Source organism: Pseudarthrobacter sp. PvP004 (assembly GCF_017876035.1).
Taxonomy (GTDB): Bacteria; Actinomycetota; Actinomycetes; order Actinomycetales; family Micrococcaceae; genus Arthrobacter; species Arthrobacter aurescens_A.
This window is the reverse complement of sequence record NZ_JAGINL010000001.1, coordinates 4,394,785-4,414,478: the sequence shown is the minus strand read 5'-3', so window position 1 is coordinate 4,414,478 and position 19,694 is coordinate 4,394,785. Positions and strand designations below refer to the sequence as shown.

Below are 19,694 nucleotides of genomic sequence, written 5' to 3'. Positions count from 1 at the left end.
GAGCAAAATGACCGTTTCCTGAGAGCTCGCCCTGCGCCCTGAACCAAGGCTGTTCCCGCCTGAGGGTTCCGCCCACATACACTTCATGCAGGCTTGGAACCCAACCGGGAGGAACACACATGGGGACATTACGACGCCGGATGGCAGCGGCGCTGCTGACCGTCACCGCGGCGGCCATGGCACTTAATCCCCTGCCGGCGTCGGCCGCACCCAGCAACGGGCCGGACCCCATCCTCAACGGCGAAGCGTTTGTTGGCGAAAAGCTGACCGCTGACATCGGCCCGTACACGTTCTACGGCTGCGGAGGCGGCAAAGGCCCCGACTTCACGGTCTACTGGACCCGGGATGGCTTCCTGGTGGCCGGGGAGACAGCGCGCAGTTACGTGCTGGAGCAGGATGACACCGGAGCGCGGATGGCAGTGCACGTCACTGCCAGCAAAACGGCCTGCGGCGGAGAGTCCCTGCACAGCAACGAAACCAAGCCGGTGGGTGCCGTGAACCGGGCGGCTGGTTTCACCGGCCGCAGCTTGGAGCTTTTAACCCGCGCCAATGACGGCTCATTGGTGCTGTACGGCCGAAATGGCAGCGCCTGGGATCCTGCCCGAACCGTGGGTTATGGGTTCAACATCTTCAATACCGTGTTCTCCCCCGGTGACTTCGATGGTGATGGCAAAAGCGACATGATGGTGCGCGACTCCGTCGGAGGACTCTACCTCTTCGGTGGAGATGGCGCCGGTGGTTGGAAGCCCGCCAAGTCCATCGGCAACGGTTGGAACGTATTCGACTCCATCGTCAGTCCGGGCGACTTCAACGGCGACGGCCACAACGACGTCCTCGCCAGGGAACCCGGCGGAGCCCTCTATCTCTACCCGGGCAATGGTGCCGGGGGCTGGTTGGCGCGAACCGCCGTCGGGACGGGCTGGAACGTCATGGACTCCATGGTGACGCCCGGCGACTTCAACGGCGACGGAAATGTGGACATCCTGGCGCGCGACCGCAGCGGCTACCTGTACTTTTACGGGGGCAACGGCGCAGGCGGCTGGTCACGGTCCTGGATGATCGGCGTCGGCTGGAACGCCCTCAAATTCGTAGGCGCTGCCGGCGACTTCAACAGCGACGGCTTCCCCGATGTTTATGGTGTGGACCAACAGGGCCGCCTGATTGCCTACTACAGCGACGGGAAAACCGGCTGGAGAGGTTCCGAAGCTGTTGGAGCCGGATTCGGATGGTTCACAGCAATCTTCTAGGAAGATCCCAGACGCGGTACCATTAACCGCATAAAGTCTGGGGAGGACACAATGTTTGCTTCATCACGCCCTGCGTCTGGCGTGCGCCGGGCAATTGCCGGAATCGGGGCTGCGATCTTTGCGGCAGTTGTTCTGGCCCCCGCCCCCGCCATGGCCACCATGGACCCCGAACCTCCAGTGATTACCGGCGCGCCATACGTTGGTTCCACGCTCACGGTTACCTGGGACCCCTATGCGTACAAGGGCTGCGCGCAGGCATCGGGTCCGGATACCCGCATCTACTGGACGCGGGACGGCGAGGTAGCAACAGACCACCCCACATGGCCCAACTATGTCCTCACTGAAGAGGACCGCGGTAAAACCATAGCCGCGCACCTTGTGGCAAACCATCCCTGCGAAGGCCTGGAAGTCGCCAGCGAAGAAACCGCGCCGATTTCCGCCTCCAACCGGCCGAATGGATTCACCGGCCGCGGCGCATTTGAGCTCTTGGCCCGCCGTTCCGACGGCGCGCTGCTCATGTACCCGCGGGTTCAGAACACTTGGGAACCAGCGAAGACCGTCGGGGCAGGCTGGAACATCTTCCCCACCGTGCTCTCCCCTGGCGACTTCGACGGCGACGGCATCAACGATGTCCTGGGCAGGGACTCGTCCGGCGGTTTATACCTCTACAGCGGTAACGGTTCAGGCGGCTGGAACGGCCCGCAGAGAGTGGGCATCGGCTGGAACATCTTCACGTCGCTGGTAGCCCCCGGGGACTTCAACAGCGATGGCACCAACGACATCCTGGCCCGCGATGCCAACGGGATCCTCTACCTTTACCCCGGCGACGGTGAGGGCGGATGGTTGCCCAGGTCCGTGGCGGGCCAGGGCTGGAACGCACTGAACGCGATCATCACCCCCGGCGATTTCGACGGCGACACCAACGTTGACGTCTTGGCTCGCGATTCTTCCGGGTTCTTGCGGCTCTACAGTGGCGACGGTTCCGGCGGCTGGAACGGAATGACCGTTGTTGGCCAGGGCTGGACCGGCATGAGCAAGATCGGCAGCGCCGGCGACATCAACGCCGACGGCCACCACGACGTCTTCGCTGTGGACGGCTCAGGCCAACTGCGCGCCTACTACGGCAACGGCAACGCCGGCTGGGCTGGAGCCGCTGTTGTCGGCTGGGGCTGGAGCGGGTTCACGGACCTGTTCTAACTCGGCTTGCTTGTTCGTTGTTGAGAACCCCGTTCGGAGCGATCCGGACGGGGTTCTCGCAATAAAAGGACCAGCTATTTGCCAGCGGTTCGGCAGGCAGTAGTGTCATCCCAATTGATCTCTTCGGCCAACTCTGTGCCGCCTTATTTCTCTGGGGGAATCCTTGGGCTTCACCTCTGCCCTTCGCGCGCCTGCGCGCCGCCGCAGTCCTCGACGACTGCTTGCACTCATCACTGCTCCGGCTTTAGCCACTTGCCTCCTGGTCTCGGCTGTCCCTGCTTCCGCCGCCGATGAAGCGGTGGACACTACGGCCTCCCTCACAAAAGATGCGGTGCCCGGCAAGGAAACCGCCCAGGGCCTTCCCATTGAAGCAGCCCCGCGCTCAAGGGGTTTCGATGGCGATGGCACCTTCGATCTGTTCGCCCGCGACGCAGCCGGCCGTCTGCTGCTCTACCCCACTGACGGCAGAGGCAACTGGCGGGCACCGCAAGTGATCGGTAACGGCTGGCACCTTTACAACCTCTTGGTTTCGCCAGGAGACTTCGACGGCGATGGAACAGTAGACGTCATGGGCCGCGATGGCTATGGACGGCTCTTTCTGTACCAAGGAAATGGCGCCGGGGCTTGGAAACAAGCCTTCCAGATTGGTCAGGGATGGCAGGGGTTCGTCAACCTCATCGCACCCGGCGACTTCAACGGTGACGGCACCAACGACATCCTTGCCCAGGATGCTGCGGGTAACGTCTTCCTTTACCCCGGCAACGGACGGGGCGGTTGGCTGGCACCGAGCAAGGTCACTACGGGCTGGCAGGGATTGGATTCTGCCGGAGCGGGGCATTTCTATGGCACTTCCGAGGCTGTCGTCCTGAGCCGCACCTGGTGGGGCGACTTACAGGCCCGCTCCTCTACGCGCAACGGCTATTTCTATGATTACGGCCATCCCGACATTTACGACGGAACCCTCGGCAGAGGCTGGGAGGTCCTCAGTCGCTTTGGGGTGGCCGGTGACTTCAACGGAGACGGCTACAACGACGTTTACGGCATTAGTCCAAACGGTCAGCTGACAATGTACCTCGCCGACCCTTCAGGCTTCAGCTCATGGGGCATCTACGGCTTCAAATGGAAGGGCCAGCCGGTTGTCGGTAGCGGCTGGAACGTCATGAACGCGGTGTTTTAGGCCTAAGCCACGCTCTTGATCTTCACCACGAACACGGCGCCCAAGAGCCCAATGACTGCGGCGGCTACGTACAGCGAGACGTAGCCGCCCCAGAAAAGTACAAACGGGGAGGCGATCAAGGGGGCGATCACCTGCGGCAAGGAATTGGCAATGTTGATAACGCCCAGATCCCGGCCGCGGTCCATCCCCGTTGGAAGGACCTGCGTGATGAGCGCGAAGTCAACGGCGAGATACGCTCCAAAGCCGATCCCCAGTACCACCGCACCGGCGAGCCCGCCAATCCACGTCGGTGCAAAGGCAAGAATCAGCGACGCCAGCGCAATGATGACCGACGAAGCGATCACAAGAGGCTTCCGTTTGCCCATCCTGTCGCTCAGTCTGCCCCCGAGCACGCTGGTGATGATGACCGAGACCGCATACAGCCCGGTAAGAATGAGGACACCAAACGACGGCTCGATTCCCTCAGTTTCCTTGAGACGCACAGCATCGCTGAGGAAGAACAACAAGTAGAGCGTGACCATGTGGTTACCGGTGCTTACCAGCAGGCGAGTCAACCAAGCCCACGCGAAATCCGGATAGCGTTTAGGCGAAACCCAGAAGCCTTTGAGGAAGTCCGCCAAGTTGAAGGGCGGACGTTCTGTTGGTGGAAGCTGCTGATCGTCATTCTTGAAGAGGTAAAGCACGACGCCGGCGAGCAAGGCTGCTGCGCACAGCCAGTAACCTGCGGCAAAGTTTCCAACAACAACCGCAGCGATCACGGCTCCGATCAGAATTCCGACAGTCTGCCCCATGGCGGCAAGTCCACCTACAGTTCCGCGCTGAAGAACCGGGACACGGTCAGGTATAGCGGCCGTGATAGCGGCGTACATGGCGTTGGCTCCGGCCTGAACAAGGCACCACAGCAAAGTCATTGCTGCAACGTTGGGAGCACCGGCCAAAGCTACGAGCGCAACAGCTCCAAGGACGGCGCCCATCAGGACCCAGGGAACACGGCGGCCAAACCGGGACGTAGTGCGGTCACTGAATGCCCCGAAGAGCGGGTTTGCCACCATGGAAACGGCTGCACCGCAGCCCGTCACTAAAGCAAGGATCGCTTCCTTCTGACCTTCGTCAAAGTGAGCTGCCTGCAGGCCCAGGAGTACTTGGAGGGGGCCAAAGAACGCTGCGTTGATGCCCAGGTTAACCAGCACCACGCCCGTGACCCAGATCGGCCGGACCCGGGCAACAGGCTCAGCCAGCGCCGTGGTGGTTCCACCGCGGACTACGGCTGGATCCGGCACCGGGCCCGGTAGATCGGACAAGCTCATAGCAGGTTCCCCCTCATTCAATGTTTGGATTCAGCCTAGCGCGGCGGAGCGACACTGAACCGCCGTCGGGCTTTTTATCCACATAGGCCGAAGCATGTCCTGCCACAGCGCCGACGCGCGCGTTAGTGTGGCCTCAAAGCGATAGAGGAGCAGCACTGTGAGTGAGCGAGTAAATACCGCCGATCTTTACGACGACCGCGGCGAGGAACTGGAATCCATTGCCATCCAGTTTCAAAACCTGGGTGGGCATACACACTTCAGCGGGCCAGTCCGCACTATCCGGTGCTTCGAGGACAACGCGCTGGTAAAGACTGTCCTCAGCACCCCTGGGGACGGAGCCGTTCTGGTCATCGATGGGCAGGGGTCACTGAGGACCGCACTCATGGGAGACATGATCGCGGAAAGTGCCGTAGCCAACGGCTGGGCTGGCGTAGTCATCAACGGTGCCATTCGCGACCGCGAAGCCATCGCCCGCTTGCCCCTGGGCGTCAAGGCACTCGGCAGCAACCCGAAGAAGAGCGCCAAGACAGGCGTGGGCGAAGTAGATGTTCAGCTGGTGATCGATCGCGTCCGGATCCAGCCCGGCGTGATGATTTTCTGCGACGCTGACGGCATCTTGATAGAGCGCTAGTCCTTCCGGGGGCGTCGTCTTAGAAGAAGAGCGGAAGAAACATTCTCCCAACGGGAATCAACCGGGCAGTAAGATAGTTACTGAAAGCAACTATCCTGCTTATTCCCCTTTTCTGCCACCTCTGGAGAAGATATGTCCAAAACCGCGCCCGTTCGGGCCGCCGGCGAGGTCCTGACCCATCGTCAGACCCTCACCGTCATGGTGGGACTCATGCTCGGCATGTTCCTGTCCTCGCTGGACCAGACCATCGTGTCCACGTCCATCTACACAATCGCCAACGATCTCGATGGCCTGTCGCTGCAAGCGTGGGCCACCACGGCGTATCTCATCACCTCAACTGTGAGCACTCCGCTCTACGGCAAGCTCAGTGACATCTTCGGGCGCCGCCCGCTGTACCTCGTGGCGATCGTGATCTTTTTGGTGGGTTCCCTCTACGCGGGATCAGTCCACTCCATGACGGAGCTGGCCATTGCCCGCGGCATCCAGGGCCTCGGCGCCGGTGGCCTGCTGGCGTTGGCGCTGACCATCATCGGCGACATCGTGGCGCTGAAGGACAGGGCGAAATACCAGGGCTACTTCATGTCCGTCTTCGGTATTTCTTCCGTCCTCGGTCCGGTGATTGGCGGTGCCTTCGCAGGCTCGGCCAACATCCTGGGCTTTGACGGCTGGCGCTGGGTCTTCTTCATCAACCTCCCCATAGGGCTCGCTGCCCTTGTGGTGGTCTTCATGTACCTACACCTTCCGGCGCGGCACGTGAAGCAAAAGATCGACTACTGGGGCGCCGCCGCGATCACCCTGGCGATTGTTCCTCTGCTGCTGGTTGCAGAACAGGGCCGCACCTGGGGCTGGGCCTCGGGCGCATCCTGGCTCTGCTACGGACTTGGCGTGATCGGTATCGTGGCATTCCTGCTCGCTGAGAAGCGTGCTGGAGACTACGCGCTGATTCCGTTGCGTTTGTTCAAGAACATGACGTTCGGTTTGTCATCGCTGTTGAACTTCATCATCGGCATCGGCATGTTCGGAGCCATTGCAATGCTGCCCATGTACCTGCAACTCGTGAAGGGGCTGACTCCTACGGAGGCTGGCCTGATGATGATCACCTTCACTGTGGGCATCCTCTTCGGCTCGATCTCTGCCGGCCGAACCATCTCCTCATCAGGCGTGTACCGGATCTTCCCGATCATGGGTACGGCTGTGCTGGCTGCTGCAGCCACCGTCATGGGCTTCGTCCTCGGCGTCGATACCGGACTGTGGGTTCCCGGCCTGATAGCAGTGTTCTTCGGCGTCGGACTGGGCTTCTGCATGCAGCCGCTCACGCTCGCCATGCAGGTTTCCGTCCCGCCCAAGGACATGGGCGTCGGCACCTCTACTGCTGCGTTCTTCCGTTCCATGGGCGGAGCGGTGGGCACGGCAGTGTTCATCTCCATGCTGTTCAGCACGGCGGCCGACAAGATCGCCGAGGGCATGAAAACTGCTGCCTCCAGCCCGGATTACCAAGCAGTCATGAAGGACCCGGCTGTGGCTTCCGATCCCGCAAACGCCAAGCTCTTCGACTTCTTCAAGAACGGCGCCAACAACGAGTCCCTGAACGACACCAGCTGGCTTCACACGGCCAACAGCACGCTCACCAGGCCGATCACAGAGGGCTTCGCCCAGGCAATCGACATCGTCATGCTCACGGCTGCGGGGCTGATGCTCATTGCATTCCTGATCAGCTTCGCGTTGCCCAACAAGAAGCTCACGGATCCCCAGGCAGCAGCCAAGGAATCGGTCCCGGCGCACTAGATTCACGCGTCGGGCTTTAGTTCACGCAACACCCAGGAACGGCAGGCGGCCTTCGGACCGCCTGCCGTTCTTGTGCTGTTGCACGGACTTTAGTGCGAAGCCCGAACCAGCTGCTGTGCTTGCTCGAGGTCGCCACGCAGGTCGCGGTCAGTGACGTCGTACGGCAACGTCAGGCCGGCCTCCAGCATGGCGCGCAACCTGGTGCTGCCTAACTCTTCGGGCCGCCGGCCCTGCAATCGCAGGGCGCGCGAGGCACAAACAAGTTCGACGGCGGTGACAGTCGCCAAGGCTTCGACGGTGGACTGCAACTGGGCCGTGGCCAGGCTGGCGAAGCTTGCGTCTTCCTCCGCGCCCAACGACAACACGACTGTCTGCAAGCTTGCCGGTTGCCCATTGGCGCGGATCCGCCCCACCGCGGCAGCAGCCACGTACTCCAGCATCATGACGCCGGACTGTCCTGTCCCATCTTCAGCCAGGAAGGGATGCAAGCCGGTGTAGGTGGGGTCGCAGAGGAGATCGATCCTTCGAAGATGCGTCGCGCAGGCTGCACCTATAGCCAGCTGCAAGGTATCCACGCGGCGGGCCAGGTTGGTCATCTGGAAAAGCCCGTGGTGCGCAACGTCGTGCAAGCCATCGGACGCCGACCCATGGACCAGTGGATTCTCGTTGCCGGCTGTCACCAGACGGCTCAACAAAGCGCCCAGAGCCTGCAGCTCCTCTGCCTGGGATCCGAAGATCTGTGGCAGGGTCCGCAAGCAGTAGGGGTCCTGAATCCGCGAGGGCTCACCGCTTCCCTGAACCAAGCCATGGAAGGTGTTCGCAGCTTCTGCCACGGCAGGAGTATCCGCCGCCGCAGCCACCGCCGGGCTGAGCGCCTCCGCATTGCCGGACATCGCCACGAAGGACAACGCGGCCACCGACTCTGCGTTTTTCAAGAGACCCGACAATTCCTGATGAGCAAGAACAGCTTGCGCAATGGTCAGCGCGCTGGAACTGATGAAGGGCAGGGCGTCCGCGGTGGCCCAACCGTCCACGCTGCGTCGAGCCCCTCCCCCGCCCAAGGGCTCGCGCTCCCCGAGCATCGTGAGCGCAGTACCGGCCAGGGCCTGCAGATCCGCCGTGCCGATGCCGCCGAACTCCCGGATTTCAGGGACGACATTCGCGTTGATCAGGTCAGAGAGGGCCGCTGCGATGCCGGGGTCGATCCCCGATCCACCGGCTGCCAACTGTGACAGCCTGACCACCATCATTGCGCGGACTGTCCGGCGATCCAGCGGCCTGCCAGCATCGACGGCATGGCTCCGCAACAGTTTGAGCCCGTGGGTGTCACTCCCGCCGACCTCGGCCAAAGCCACGGTCCGATTCGCGCCAACTCCGGTTGAACGGCCGTAGACGGGCCGCTTTGAGGCTGTCGCAACGGCTGACTCCTGCGAGGCGGCCATACGAATCAACGCACCAGGTGAGAGGTGAACTGAAGCGCCGTCGGCAACGGCTGCAATATCTGCCAAGGCCAGGTTCCGGCCGTCGATCTCAATCATTGAGCGATCCTTTCATCCGGGGCCGACGTTGTACTCGCCAATGGCTGGCAGGTGTGGTGGCTGTTCGACAACCACCACACCTGCCAGCTAGTCGGTTTCAGGCGCAATACGGACGGGATTCCAAACCTTGGGGGGCCGGACCGGAATCCGTTCCTGCGGGACCGAGTCCGGCCGCTCCATCTTGACTGCCGACGAATCGGGGTCTGTTGAGGCGTGCGCCCGTGCGGTGCTGGTGGACACGCTCATTGGCTTGCTTTCAGGGAGCCCTCGTTCATGGGGATGCGGACGCCTCGTTCGTTGGCGACTTCGAGGGCGCGGTCGTAGCCGGCGTCGGCGTGGCGGATGACGCCCATGCCGGGGTCATTGGTCAACAGCCGTTCGAGCTTTTCCGCGGCGAGGTCGGTGCCGTCAGCGACGGAAACCTGGCCAGTGTGGATGGACCGGCCAATACCAACACCACCGCCGTGGTGGATGGACACCCAGGTAGCACCCGAAGATGCAGCGGTCAGCGCGTTCAGCAGCGGCCAGTCAGCAACCGCATCAGAGCCGTCCTTCATCGACTCGGTCTCCCGGTACGGGGACGCCACCGAACCCGAATCCAGGTGGTCACGGCCGATCACGATCGGAGCCTTGACCTTGCCCTCAGCGACGAGCTGGTTAAACAACAGCCCGGCCTTATGGCGCTCGCCGTACCCGAGCCAGCAAATACGTGCCGGCAGGCCTTCGAACTCCACCCGTTCGGCCGCAGCATCCAACCACTTGTGCAGGTGCGTGTTCTCCGGGAACAACTCCTTGATCGCCTTGTCCGTCACAGCAATGTCTTCCGGGTCCCCGGAAAGCGCGACCCAACGGAACGGACCCAAGCCCTCGCAGAACAACGGACGAATATAGGCCGGCACGAAACCGGGGAACTCAAACGCCCGGTCATACCCGCCCTTGCGGGCCTCATCCCGGATCGAGTTACCGTAATCAAAGACCTCGGCCCCGGCGTCCTGGAACTCCACCATCGCCTGGACCTGCCGGGCCATGGACGCCTGGGCCTTCTTCGTGAACCCTTCCGGATCAGCTTCGGCCTCGGTATGCCACTCAGCCACCGTGATGCCCTCCGGCAAATACGACAACGGATCGTGCGCGGAGGTCTGGTCCGTGACCACATCAAACGTAACCTCCCCGGCCTGGTGCCGGGCCAGCAACTCGGGGAACACCTCAGCGGCGTTACCCACGTACCCGACGGACCAGCCACGACGCTCATCCTTCGCGGCCTGAACCTTCGCGATCGCGGCATCCAGATCGGTTTCGACCTCGTCCAAGTACCGCTTCCCCACACGCCGACGCAGGCGGGACTCATCAACATCAACAATCAAGCACGCACCGTCGTTCAACGTCACGGCCAACGGCTGCGCGCCGCCCATGCCACCACAACCACCGGTCAACGTCAAGGTCCCGGCCAAAGGCCCTTCCGTGGAACCCTCCGAAGCGGGTGCCGGGTGGCGTCCCTCCGCGGCCAGCTTGTTCCCCACCGCAGCAAAGGTCTCATACGTGCCCTGCAGAATGCCCTGGGTACCGATATAGATCCAGGACCCCGCCGTCATCTGCCCGTACATCATCAAACCCTCGGCCTCGAGCCGGCGGAACTCAGGCCACGTCGCCCAATCCCCCACCAGGTTCGAGTTCGCCAACAACACCCGGGGAGCCCACTCATTCGTGCGGAACACACCCACCGGCTTACCCGACTGCACCAGGAGGGTTTCGTCCTTCTCCATGGTCTCCAACGTCCGGGTAATCGCATCAAACGCAGCCCAGGAACGCGCAGCGCGACCCGTACCGCCGTAAACCACCAGATCATCAGGACGCTCAGCAACCTCCGGATCCAAGTTATTCATCAACATGCGCAACGGCGCCTCGGTCTGCCACGACTTGGCAGTAAGCTCAGTGCCCCGCGCGGCCTTAACCGGACGGGCACCAGAAGTGAAATCGGCAGTCATTCTTTACTCCTCTAAAGCAAACAGCTAAATGAACCAGCAGGGATTTAGCCCAGGTTCTTGGTCTTGAGCCATTCCTTGGCGATTTCGCCGATGTCCTCGAACTTGGCCACACGTCCGTTCATCTTGATCAAGTCCTCCGTGGTGAGCGCAGCAGAGACCTTGTCCAGCGTTTCCTTCACGGTGTCCGTGGACTTCTTCTCGTTGATGACAGGAACGATGTTCTCGGAGAGGAAGAGGTTCTTGTTGTCTTCAAGGGCTACGAGGTTGTTCTCGGCCAGCGCGGGATCCGTGCTGAAGAGATCCGCTACCTGTACCTGACCGGAAAGGAGGGCGTTCAGCGTGAGCGGCCCACCGGCGTCGAGCGCTGAAAATTCCTTGAACTCAAGGTTGTAGACGGACTTCAGGCCGGCCACGCCGTTGAGGCGGGTCTTCCACTCCGGCGGGCCGCCGAGGACCAAGTCCTTGGCAACAGGCTGGAGGTCCTCGATGGTCTTCAGGTTGTACTGATCGGCGATGTCCTTCTTGACGGTCAGGACATCCTTATCCTCTGCTTCGGAAGCGGTCAGGACCGTCAGGCCGGCCGGGATCTTGGTGGTCAGTTCCTTAGCAACGTCCTCGGAAGAAACTGCCTTGGTGGCGGAGTCGAGGTATTGCAGGAGCGCTCCGCCGTACTCGGGCATGAGGTCAATGGAACCGTCCTTGAGGGCGGGGATGGTGACCTCGCGGCTGCCGATGCTTGGCTTTTCGGTAACCTCGACGCCCTTGGCTTTGAGCGCCTCGGCGTAGATCTTGGCGATCAGTTGGCTCTCCGGGAAGTCCGCGGAACCAACGATGATGCTGTCGCCCGAGGCACCTGCCGCAGTGTTGGAGGTGCTCATGGGGTCCCCGCCGCCGCAGGCGCTCAGGGTGATGGCAGCAACGGCCGCCAGGGTGAAACCGGTGAGGTACTTCTTCATGTCAACTCTCCTGGAATGGGCGCTGCAGGGCATGCAGCGGCCAGATGGGGGGTGGGTGGGAGGTGAATTCTGCGCCGAATGCCGGCGCTGGATGATGCTTAGACCGTGACGGGGGTCTTCACGGGTTCGGCCGCGGGAGCCGACTTGATGGTGCGGCGAGTCAGTCCTGGTGAGACAACGCGGCGCGTGATGAAGGCGAGAAGCTGGTCGAAGAACAGGGCCAGCAGGGCAACGAGAACGGCACCCGCAACCATTTGGCCGTAGTCGTTCTGAGCCTTGCCATCGATCAGGAGACGGCCCAGACCGCCGAGCGAAATGTAAGCGGCGATGGTGGCCGTCGAGATGATTTGCAGCAGCGCGCTGCGGACACCGGACAAAACCAGCGGAAGTGAACAAGGAAGCTGGACGTCCGTAAGGATCTTCATGGTGCGGAAGCCCATTCCCTTGGCGGCGTCGACGGCGGCAGCATCCACCGCGCGAACGCCGGCATAGGTGTTGGTCAGGATGGGCGGAACTGCCAGCAGCACCAGCACGATGAGGCTGGGCACGATGTAGCCCATCCGGGAAGGGAACGCAGGTGAGATCAGCAGAACCAACAGGATCAGCAAGCCAACACTGGGAAGTGCACGCAGGGCGTTGGCCAGGCCCGCGATCATGAACACGCCCTTGCCCGTAACGCCAATGTAAATGCCAAGGGGAATGGCAATCACGGCAGCAATGGCCAAAGCGATGAGTGAGTACAGGAGATGTTCGGCGATCAGCGTGGGGATGCCGTCAGCGCCGCTCCAGTGTGCGGGGTCGAACAAGTAGTTCACGATGCCACCACCTTGGGGGTCCACGGTGTCAGCCACCGGTTGATGAGGATGATCAGACCGTCCAGGATCATGGCCAGGACCACGCAAAGCACGATGCCCGCGATGATCGGTGTGTAGAAACGAAGCTGGAAGCCCTGCGTGAAGAGCGAGCCAAGCTGCGGGATGCCCAACAGCGCAGCCACGGACACGAGACTCACATTGGAGACGGCAGCCACGCGCAGGCCGGCGCAAATGACCGGAACACCGACGGGAAGTTCAACCTTCAGTAGGCTTTGGTAGCCGCGGTAACCCATGGCTTTTGCGGCCTGGACGGTGTCCTCGGGGACGGAGTCGAGCGCATCCGCCACCACACGGACCAGGAGGGCCACTGTGTAGATGGTGAGGGCGGCAACGATGTTGAGCGGGTCCAGGATCTTGGTACCCAGGACCAGCGGGAGCAGCACGAACAGCGCCAGGGACGGGACTGTGTAGAGCAAGCCCGCTACGCCCACCAGCAGTGGGTAGATACGCCGGCTCCGGTGTGCCCACCAGCCCAGGGGCAATGCGATCAGCAGGCCAAGGATCAGCGGGGTGACGGCCAACAGGACGTGCCAGCCGAGCAGGAAGACAATATTGTCAAACTGGCGGCCCAGCCATTCGAAGTTCATCGCGCCGTCTCCAAGTGTGGCTCGGCTTCGATGGCCTTGACTACGTCCGTTGCGGTCACCGTGCCCATCAGTTCGCCGTGTTCGTTGACCACGACACCCCGGCGGCTGGGCGAGGAGAGGGCAGCATCGAGCAGTTGGCGCATGGTCCCCGAAGCCGCGGCCGGGATTCCACTCAGATTCAGGTTTTCGCGCTTCACCTCACCGTTGAGAAGCTCCGGCTGAGCCCATCCGAGAGGCTTCCTGCCGCCGTCGACTACCAGCACCCAGGCACCCAGCGCCTTTGCGCGAGCCTCATCCGCGGAAGCGCCAAGCTGAACCACAGCTTCTTCTCCGATAGCCACCGCACCGGCTGTTTTCGTAAATCCGAGCGAGCGGTACCCGCGGTCACGGCCTACAAAATCGGCCACAAACTCGTCCGCCGGAGCCGTGAGCAGTTCGGAGGGAGAAGCCATTTGGGCGAGTTTGCCGCCCACGCGCATCACGGCCACCTGGTCGCCGAGCTTGAGGGCTTCGTCGATGTCATGGGTGACCATGATGATGGTCTTGCCGATCTCACGCTGCAGGCGGAGAAACTCCTCCTGCAGCTGCGCCCTTACCACCGGGTCTACGGCACTGAACGGCTCGTCCATCAGCATGAACGCGGGGTCCGAGGCCAGGGCCCGGGCCACGCCGACGCGCTGCTGCTGGCCACCGGAAAGCTGCCACGGGTATCGCTTGGCGAAGCTCGCCGGGAGTCCCACGCGTTCCATCAGTTCGAGGGCTTTGGTCCGGGCCTTTTGACGGCTCTCACCGAGCAGGACAGGCATGGTGGAGACGTTGTCCACGATGGTTTTGTGCGGGAAGAGTCCGGCGTGCTGGATCACGTAGCCGATCCGGCGGCGGAGCAACGCTGCGTCCATGCCGGAAGTGGGCTGATCGTCCAGGTAGATGGTGCCGCTGGTGGGTTCGATGAGGCGGTTGATCATCCTCAGGGAGGTGGTCTTGCCGCAGCCGGAGGGGCCAACAAGGATGGTCAGCTTTCCGGTGGGAGCCTCCAGGTTGAGGCCGTCGACTGCCACCGTACCGTCAGGGTACGCCTTGGTGACATTTTCAAATTTGATCATTTCTTTTCCATGCTTTCCTGGGGCACTTCATGGTTTCCGTTGGGTTCCACGAGGATGTTGTTGGCAACTTTCACCAGTTCCTCGCCAAATGTCTGGGCCTTCGCCTCGTCCAAGCGGTAGCTGGGCACCACGATGCTGAGGGCTGCCACGGTTCGGCCGCCGATCACAATGGGTGCGGCGACGGCCGTGATGTCGTCTTCAACGCCGCTCCGCACAATGGCGTAACCGCGGCCGTTCTGCCCGCCGGTCAGCACCTTGCCGGCCGCGGAGCCCTCCAGTGGGATGCTCCGACCGACCCAACTGGTGTGCCGGACAGAGCGGGTACCTTCGACGATGGCGATGTAGATTCCGGTTTCCCCAGGACCGGGAATGCTCAAGTAGCAGGACTCGCCCGTATCGGCCACAAGCTGCTTCATGTGCGGTGTGCAAAGCGATACCAAGGATTCCTGTCCCAATGCCAGGGCTCCCAACTGAATGACACTGGCTCCCGGGCGGAAATTGCCCCCCGGGTCCCGCGTCACGAATCCGCTGCCCTCGAGGGTACGAAGGAGGCGGAGCGCGGTACTGGCAGAGAGATCGACCACACGCGCTGCGTCACTCAGGCTGATGGAACCGTCAGTGCAGACTGCACTAAGGAGGGCCAGAGCCCTCTCGACCGTTCGGGTGGAAGAATCCGCTGCCACTGCCTGACCTGCTTTCAAGTGGTCCACATCACCATGTCTTGCCACTTAGTAAAAATCAATTTTCATCAAATGGCAAGAGTTTTTTCGAACATTGCGAGGAAAGCCCAGTTGCGTGACGCCTGAGGCCGCCCAAACGGGCGTGCATGTTTCGGCCATGTAAATAGTCCTGCCAACCCTTGTCATGTGGTGGCATCTGGTTTTTACTTGGTGGCAGTCTTCAATCGGAGGAAAACGTGGAAACCGTCAATCAGCTCTTGGCCTCAATCCAGGACGTGGGCCGCGATGCGGTGCGTGGAGGCTACTCCAGGGCCGTCTATACAACACCCGAACGCGACCTCAGGCAGTGGTTCATTGAGCAGGCCCAGCAACGCGGCCTCGAGGTCCAAACGGACAGGAACGGAATCATCTGGGCCTGGTGGGGCACGCCACACGACGGCGCCCTTGTCACCGGGAGCCACCTGGATTCAGTACCCGGCGGCGGGGCTTTCGATGGGCCCCTCGGAGTCGCCTCCGCACTGGCCGCCGTCGATATTCTCAAGACCCGAGGGGTCCAGCCACCCAGATCATTGGCAGTCACCGTCTTTCCTGAGGAAGAAGGTTCACGCTTTGGCGTCGCTTGCCTGGGGTCGCGGCTCCTCACGGGTGCGATAAGCGTCGAGAAGGCTCTCAATCTGCGGGACATCAACGGCGACACCTTTGCCGACATCGCTAGTGCCAACGGCCTGGATCCCCGTCACATCGGCCCGGATCCGGAGGCCATGGCCCGGATCGGCGACTTTGTTGAACTGCACGTCGAACAAGGCAAGGGACTGGGGCAGGATGGTCCAGCCATCGCGGTAGGGAGCTCAATACTGGGGCACGGCCGTTGGAAAATCAGCGTCAGCGGCCAAGGAAACCATGCTGGCACCACGTTGATGGGAGACCGCGCAGATCCAATGGTGGCTGCCGCGCAGATCGTCCTCGCCATTCGCGACACGGCGGCCAAGCAGCAGGATGCGAGAGCGACCGTCGGCCGATTGACTCCCGTTCCGGGCGGAACCAATGTCATCGCTTCCCGCGTTGATCTTTGGCTGGACGCCCGCCACCCGGATGACGCCGTGACCGCACAACTCATCGAAGCGATATACCGCGCAGCCCAGGATGTCGCAGCCGGGGAAGGCTGCACCGCGACCCTCACGGAAGAGTCCTACAGCGACACAGTCCACTTCGATGCCGGCCTGAGCCGACGCATCACCGAACTACTGCCGGGCGCGCCTGTTCTGGCAACGGGCGCCGGGCATGATGCCGGTGTACTGGCCGGCTACGTTCCCTCCGCAATGGTCTTTGTCCGCAACCCCAGCGGCATCTCGCATTCGCCGGAGGAATACGTAGCCGACGAGGATGCCTCCGCGGGCGCCGTCGCGTTGGCTGATGTTCTGGAGGGACTACTGTGAAGTCCTTCTGGTGCGAGACCGCGGTCATCGCAAGCAACGGCACCCCGGGCGACGACGGGCGAAGTGTTCCGGAGGTTGCCACCGGAGTGCGTGTGGAAACCATCAATGGACGAATCTCCACTATTCACACAGGCGTCCAGCCCGAACACGGCGATGAGATGCTGGTGGGCGTCGCGTTCCCCGCGGCTGCCAACGCCCACTCGCACGCCTTCCATAGGATCCTTCGCGGAAGAACCCATGATGGACGCGGAGATTTCTGGGTGTGGCGAGAGCAAATGTACCAAAGCGCGTCCGAGCTGACTCCGGAGAAATACCAGAAACTGGCGACGGCCGTGTTTGCCGAGATGGTTGTGAGCGGATTCAGCAGCGTGGCCGAATTCCACTACGTCCATCACCAACCCGAGGGTGCGCCCTATGCGGAGCCGCATGCCATGGAACTGGCCCTTGCCCGGGCAGCCATGTCCGCAGGTATCCGACTCACGCTTCTGGACACGTTGTATCTGACGGGCGGAATTGGTACGCCCCTCAGCCCCGATCAAGCACGGTTCGGGGATGCGGACGCCATGGCCTGGCTGGACCGGTTGGCTTCCCTTCGGGACGCGATAGCAGAGGAGTTTCCGTCCGAGGCGGTGGGAGTCGGGGCTGCCTTGCATTCCGTCAGAGCCGTGCCGGAAGAGGCCCTGGAGATTGTTGCCAAAAAGCTTCCCCGGGACATTCCCCTTCACATCCACTTGAGCGAACAACCCGCCGAGAACCAAGCCTGCGAGAAGGCGTACGGCACAACCCCTGCCGGTCTTTTGGCACGCTACGGCCTCCTGTCTCCCAGACTCTCGGCCGTCCATTCCACGCACCTGACCCAGGACGACATCTCTTTGTTGGGCAGAGCATCAGCCACTGTGGTGATGTGTCCCACTACGGAGGCCGATCTCGCCGACGGGATCGGGCCCGCCCGGGAACTTTTCGAATCCGGAGCCACCATTGCGCTTGGCACTGACCAGCACGCGGTGATTGATCCATGGCTCGAAATGCGCACCTTGGAACACGGGGAAAGGCTTGGCTCCGGGCAACGGGGAAGGTTCTCCCCGGAAGAACTGCTGCAGGCGGCCACGGAAGGAGCAGCGCACTCCATGGCCACGCCCATAGCTCCTCAGGCCCTGCAGGTGGGCGGGGTTTGCGATTTCATGGTCATCAACCCTTCCTCTACCCGGACCGCAGGGTCCCGGCCCATGCAGCTGGCATTCAGTGCGACGGCGAGCGATGTTACGCATGTGGTCATCGGTGGAGAGCTGATTGCCTCGAACGGGGTGCATACGCGTCTCGGCGTTCCGGGAGCCCTTCTGACCGAGGCCTTCAAGGAGTTCTCCTAGCGTCGAAGCTACCGACGGCGGGGCTTGAACTTACCCTCTCAAGGCAAGGTCCGCCGTCGTGCTTTGCGTTCAACTTGTTGAGCCAAAAGGCGCGTTCTGCGCCACAGAAACCGGTGGGCGACTACTCAGTCAACTCCCAGCCGCTCCACAGCAAGCCAATGCGTTAACTATCTGAATACATGTCACGTCGGTCACTTGACTGGAACTTGGCGGATATGACGTGCCACACTGTGTAGCGCGAGTGCACCGGCGTCCCCGTCGGACAGCCGACGACGTCCCGCACCGCAATCCCACACACCATTCCCCAAGGGAGACCCATGTCCAGTTCCAGCACCGAAGGTGCGGCCCCAGTTTCACGGAAGGTGATCGGCTTGGCCGTCGCCGGCGCAGTGGGCGGCTTCCTCTTCGGCTTCGATTCCTCCGTGGTCAACGGTGCCGTGGATGCGATGGCGGACGAATTCGTCATGAGCGAGGCGCTGACGGGCTTCGCTGTCGCAGTCGCGTTGCTGGGTTGCGCAGCAGGCGCGTACCTGGCCGGCAAAGTTGCCGATCGTTACGGACGCATCCCCGCCATGAAAATCGGTGCACTGCTCTTCCTGGTGAGTGCGGTGGGAACCGGGCTGGCCTTCGGGGTCTGGGACCTGATCTTCTGGCGCCTCGTTGGCGGCTTGGGCATTGGGCTGGCCTCCGTGATTGCGCCTGCCTACATCTCCGAGATCTCCCCCAGGCACGTACGCGGCCGTTTGGCTTCGCTCCAGCAGCTCGCCATCACCACGGGTATCTTCGCAGCCCTGCTGTCCGACGCGGTCCTTGCCAATTCGGCCGGTGGCGCCGATGGCACGTTGTGGTTTGGCATCGAGGCCTGGCGCTGGATGTTCATCGCCTGCGCGGTGCCGGCTGCCGTGTATGGCTGGATCGCTTTCCGCCTGCCGGAGTCCCCGCATTTCCTGGTGCTCAACGGCAAAGAAGACCAAGCCCGCACTATCTTCAACAAGCTCATCCCGGGTGACGACATCGAACGGCACATCCGCGAGATCCGCGAGTCCATCCAGCAGGAAAAGCTCTCCACAAAGAAGGGCTCGCTGCGCGGTAACAGGTTCGGCCTTCTCCCGGTGGTCTGGATCGGCATCATCCTGTCCGTGTTGCAGCAGTTCGTTGGCATTAACGTGATCTTCTACTACTCCACCACGCTGTGGAAGGCCGTGGGGTTCCAGGAAAAGGACTCACTGACGATCTCCGTCGCCACCTCCGTCACCAACATCCTGGTCACCCTTGTGGCCATCGCCTTGGTGGACCGCATTGGCCGCCGCCCCATCCTGCTCACCGGCTCCATCGGCATGGCCGCCTCGCTCGGCGTCATGGCACTGGCTTTCTCCTCCGCAGTTGGCACGGGTTCCGAGATCAGCCTCCCGGGCGCATGGGGTCCCGTGGCGCTCGTCGCAGCGAACGTGTTCGTGATCAGCTTCGGTGCCTCGTGGGGTCCGCTGGTCTGGGTGCTGCTGGGCGAGATTTTCCCGTCCCGGATCCGCGCCCGGGCCCTTGGTCTGGCCGCCGCTGCGCAGTGGATCGCGAACTTTGCCATCACGCTCAGCTTCCCCATCATGGCGGCAGGCTCGCTGCCACTGACGTACGCCATGTACGCGGCATTCGCGGCGGCGTCGTTCTTCTTTGTCATGTTCAAGGTTCCCGAGACGAACGGCATGTCACTGGAACAGGCCGAAACCCTGTTCGTTCCGAAGGGTGCTCCGGTGGCACCGCTGCCGGTCGCCTCGGACGAAGCGAAGTAACTACGCAATGAGCCCCGCGGATTACCGCGGGGCTCA

General features: G+C 62.3%; 17 protein-coding genes. 8 read left to right on the top strand and 9 right to left on the bottom strand.

Annotated features, from left to right (window positions below):
* Positions 1 to 119: 119 nt before the first annotated feature.
* The 3 genes from J3A64_RS20160 to J3A64_RS20150 all read left to right on the top strand — a co-directional run bounded on the left by J3A64_RS20160 (position 120) and on the right by J3A64_RS20150 (position 3,621).
* Positions 120 to 1,247 (top strand): VCBS repeat-containing protein, encoded by a 1,128-nt coding sequence (locus J3A64_RS20160; RefSeq protein WP_210065585.1) that lies wholly within the window; start codon positions 120 to 122, stop codon positions 1,245 to 1,247.
* Positions 1,248 to 1,298: 51 nt separating this feature from the next.
* A complete protein-coding gene (locus tag J3A64_RS20155) occupies positions 1,299 to 2,444 on the top strand; it encodes an FG-GAP-like repeat-containing protein (protein WP_210065583.1) in 1,146 nt (381 codons plus the stop codon).
* A 163-nt stretch (positions 2,445 to 2,607) separates the two neighbouring features.
* Positions 2,608 to 3,621: a VCBS repeat-containing protein gene (locus tag J3A64_RS20150; RefSeq protein WP_210065581.1), complete on the top strand. Its 1,014-nt coding sequence runs from the start codon at positions 2,608 to 2,610 to the stop codon at positions 3,619 to 3,621.
* A gap of 2 nt (positions 3,622 to 3,623) precedes the next feature.
* Here the strand turns inward: J3A64_RS20150 and J3A64_RS20145 are convergent, their stop codons facing one another.
* A complete protein-coding gene (locus tag J3A64_RS20145; protein ID WP_011776444.1) occupies positions 3,624 to 4,928 on the bottom strand; it encodes an MFS transporter in 1,305 nt (434 codons plus the stop codon).
* Between the two features lie 157 nt (positions 4,929 to 5,085).
* Between J3A64_RS20145 and rraA the strand changes: the two genes are divergently transcribed.
* Positions 5,086 to 5,559: a ribonuclease E activity regulator RraA gene (rraA, locus tag J3A64_RS20140; RefSeq protein ID WP_014923063.1), complete on the top strand. Its 474-nt coding sequence runs from the start codon at positions 5,086 to 5,088 to the stop codon at positions 5,557 to 5,559.
* A gap of 132 nt (positions 5,560 to 5,691) precedes the next feature.
* A complete protein-coding gene (locus tag J3A64_RS20135) occupies positions 5,692 to 7,344 on the top strand; it encodes an MDR family MFS transporter (protein WP_210065579.1) in 1,653 nt (550 codons plus the stop codon).
* A gap of 89 nt (positions 7,345 to 7,433) precedes the next feature.
* On the opposite strand, the gene J3A64_RS20130 is transcribed toward J3A64_RS20135, so the two are convergent.
* The 8 genes from J3A64_RS20130 to J3A64_RS20095 form a co-directional block, all read right to left on the bottom strand.
* Positions 7,434 to 8,882, bottom strand: a complete 1,449-nt coding sequence (locus J3A64_RS20130) for an aromatic amino acid lyase (protein WP_210065578.1) — start codon at positions 8,880 to 8,882, stop codon at positions 7,434 to 7,436.
* An 87-nt stretch (positions 8,883 to 8,969) separates the two neighbouring features.
* Complete coding sequence (locus J3A64_RS20125) at positions 8,970 to 9,122, bottom strand: hypothetical protein (protein ID WP_210065577.1); 153 nt, start codon at positions 9,120 to 9,122, stop codon at positions 8,970 to 8,972.
* Between the two features lie 2 nt (positions 9,123 to 9,124).
* Positions 9,125 to 10,867, bottom strand: coding sequence for a urocanate hydratase (locus tag J3A64_RS20120; RefSeq protein WP_210065576.1), 1,743 nt, complete (start codon positions 10,865 to 10,867; stop codon positions 9,125 to 9,127).
* 44 nt (positions 10,868 to 10,911) lie between these two features.
* Entirely contained in the window at positions 10,912 to 11,823 is a 912-nt protein-coding gene (locus J3A64_RS20115) for an ABC transporter substrate-binding protein (RefSeq protein WP_210065575.1), read from the bottom strand.
* Between the two features lie 98 nt (positions 11,824 to 11,921).
* Positions 11,922 to 12,674 (bottom strand): ABC transporter permease subunit, encoded by a 753-nt coding sequence (locus J3A64_RS20110; RefSeq protein ID WP_307807217.1) that lies wholly within the window; start codon positions 12,672 to 12,674, stop codon positions 11,922 to 11,924.
* Positions 12,635 to 13,285, bottom strand: coding sequence for an ABC transporter permease (locus tag J3A64_RS20105; protein WP_014923069.1), 651 nt, complete (start codon positions 13,283 to 13,285; stop codon positions 12,635 to 12,637). Before J3A64_RS20105 ends, J3A64_RS20110 begins: the two co-directional genes overlap by 40 nt.
* A complete protein-coding gene (locus J3A64_RS20100; RefSeq protein ID WP_210065574.1) occupies positions 13,282 to 14,388 on the bottom strand; it encodes an ABC transporter ATP-binding protein in 1,107 nt (368 codons plus the stop codon). Before J3A64_RS20100 ends, J3A64_RS20105 begins: the two co-directional genes overlap by 4 nt.
* Entirely contained in the window at positions 14,385 to 15,116 is a 732-nt protein-coding gene (locus J3A64_RS20095) for an IclR family transcriptional regulator (protein ID WP_014923071.1), read from the bottom strand. Before J3A64_RS20095 ends, J3A64_RS20100 begins: the two co-directional genes overlap by 4 nt.
* Before the next feature lie 188 nt (positions 15,117 to 15,304).
* Between J3A64_RS20095 and J3A64_RS20090 the strand changes: the two genes are divergently transcribed.
* From J3A64_RS20090 to J3A64_RS20080, 3 genes are all read left to right on the top strand, one after another.
* Entirely contained in the window at positions 15,305 to 16,504 is a 1,200-nt protein-coding gene (locus J3A64_RS20090; protein WP_210065573.1) for an allantoate amidohydrolase, read from the top strand.
* Positions 16,501 to 17,871, top strand: a complete 1,371-nt coding sequence (locus J3A64_RS20085; protein WP_210065572.1) for a formimidoylglutamate deiminase — start codon at positions 16,501 to 16,503, stop codon at positions 17,869 to 17,871. The genes J3A64_RS20090 and J3A64_RS20085 overlap by 4 nt, the downstream gene beginning before the upstream one ends.
* A 317-nt stretch (positions 17,872 to 18,188) precedes the next feature.
* Entirely contained in the window at positions 18,189 to 19,658 is a 1,470-nt protein-coding gene (locus tag J3A64_RS20080; protein WP_014923074.1) for a sugar porter family MFS transporter, read from the top strand.
* Positions 19,659 to 19,694: the final 36 nt, after the last annotated feature.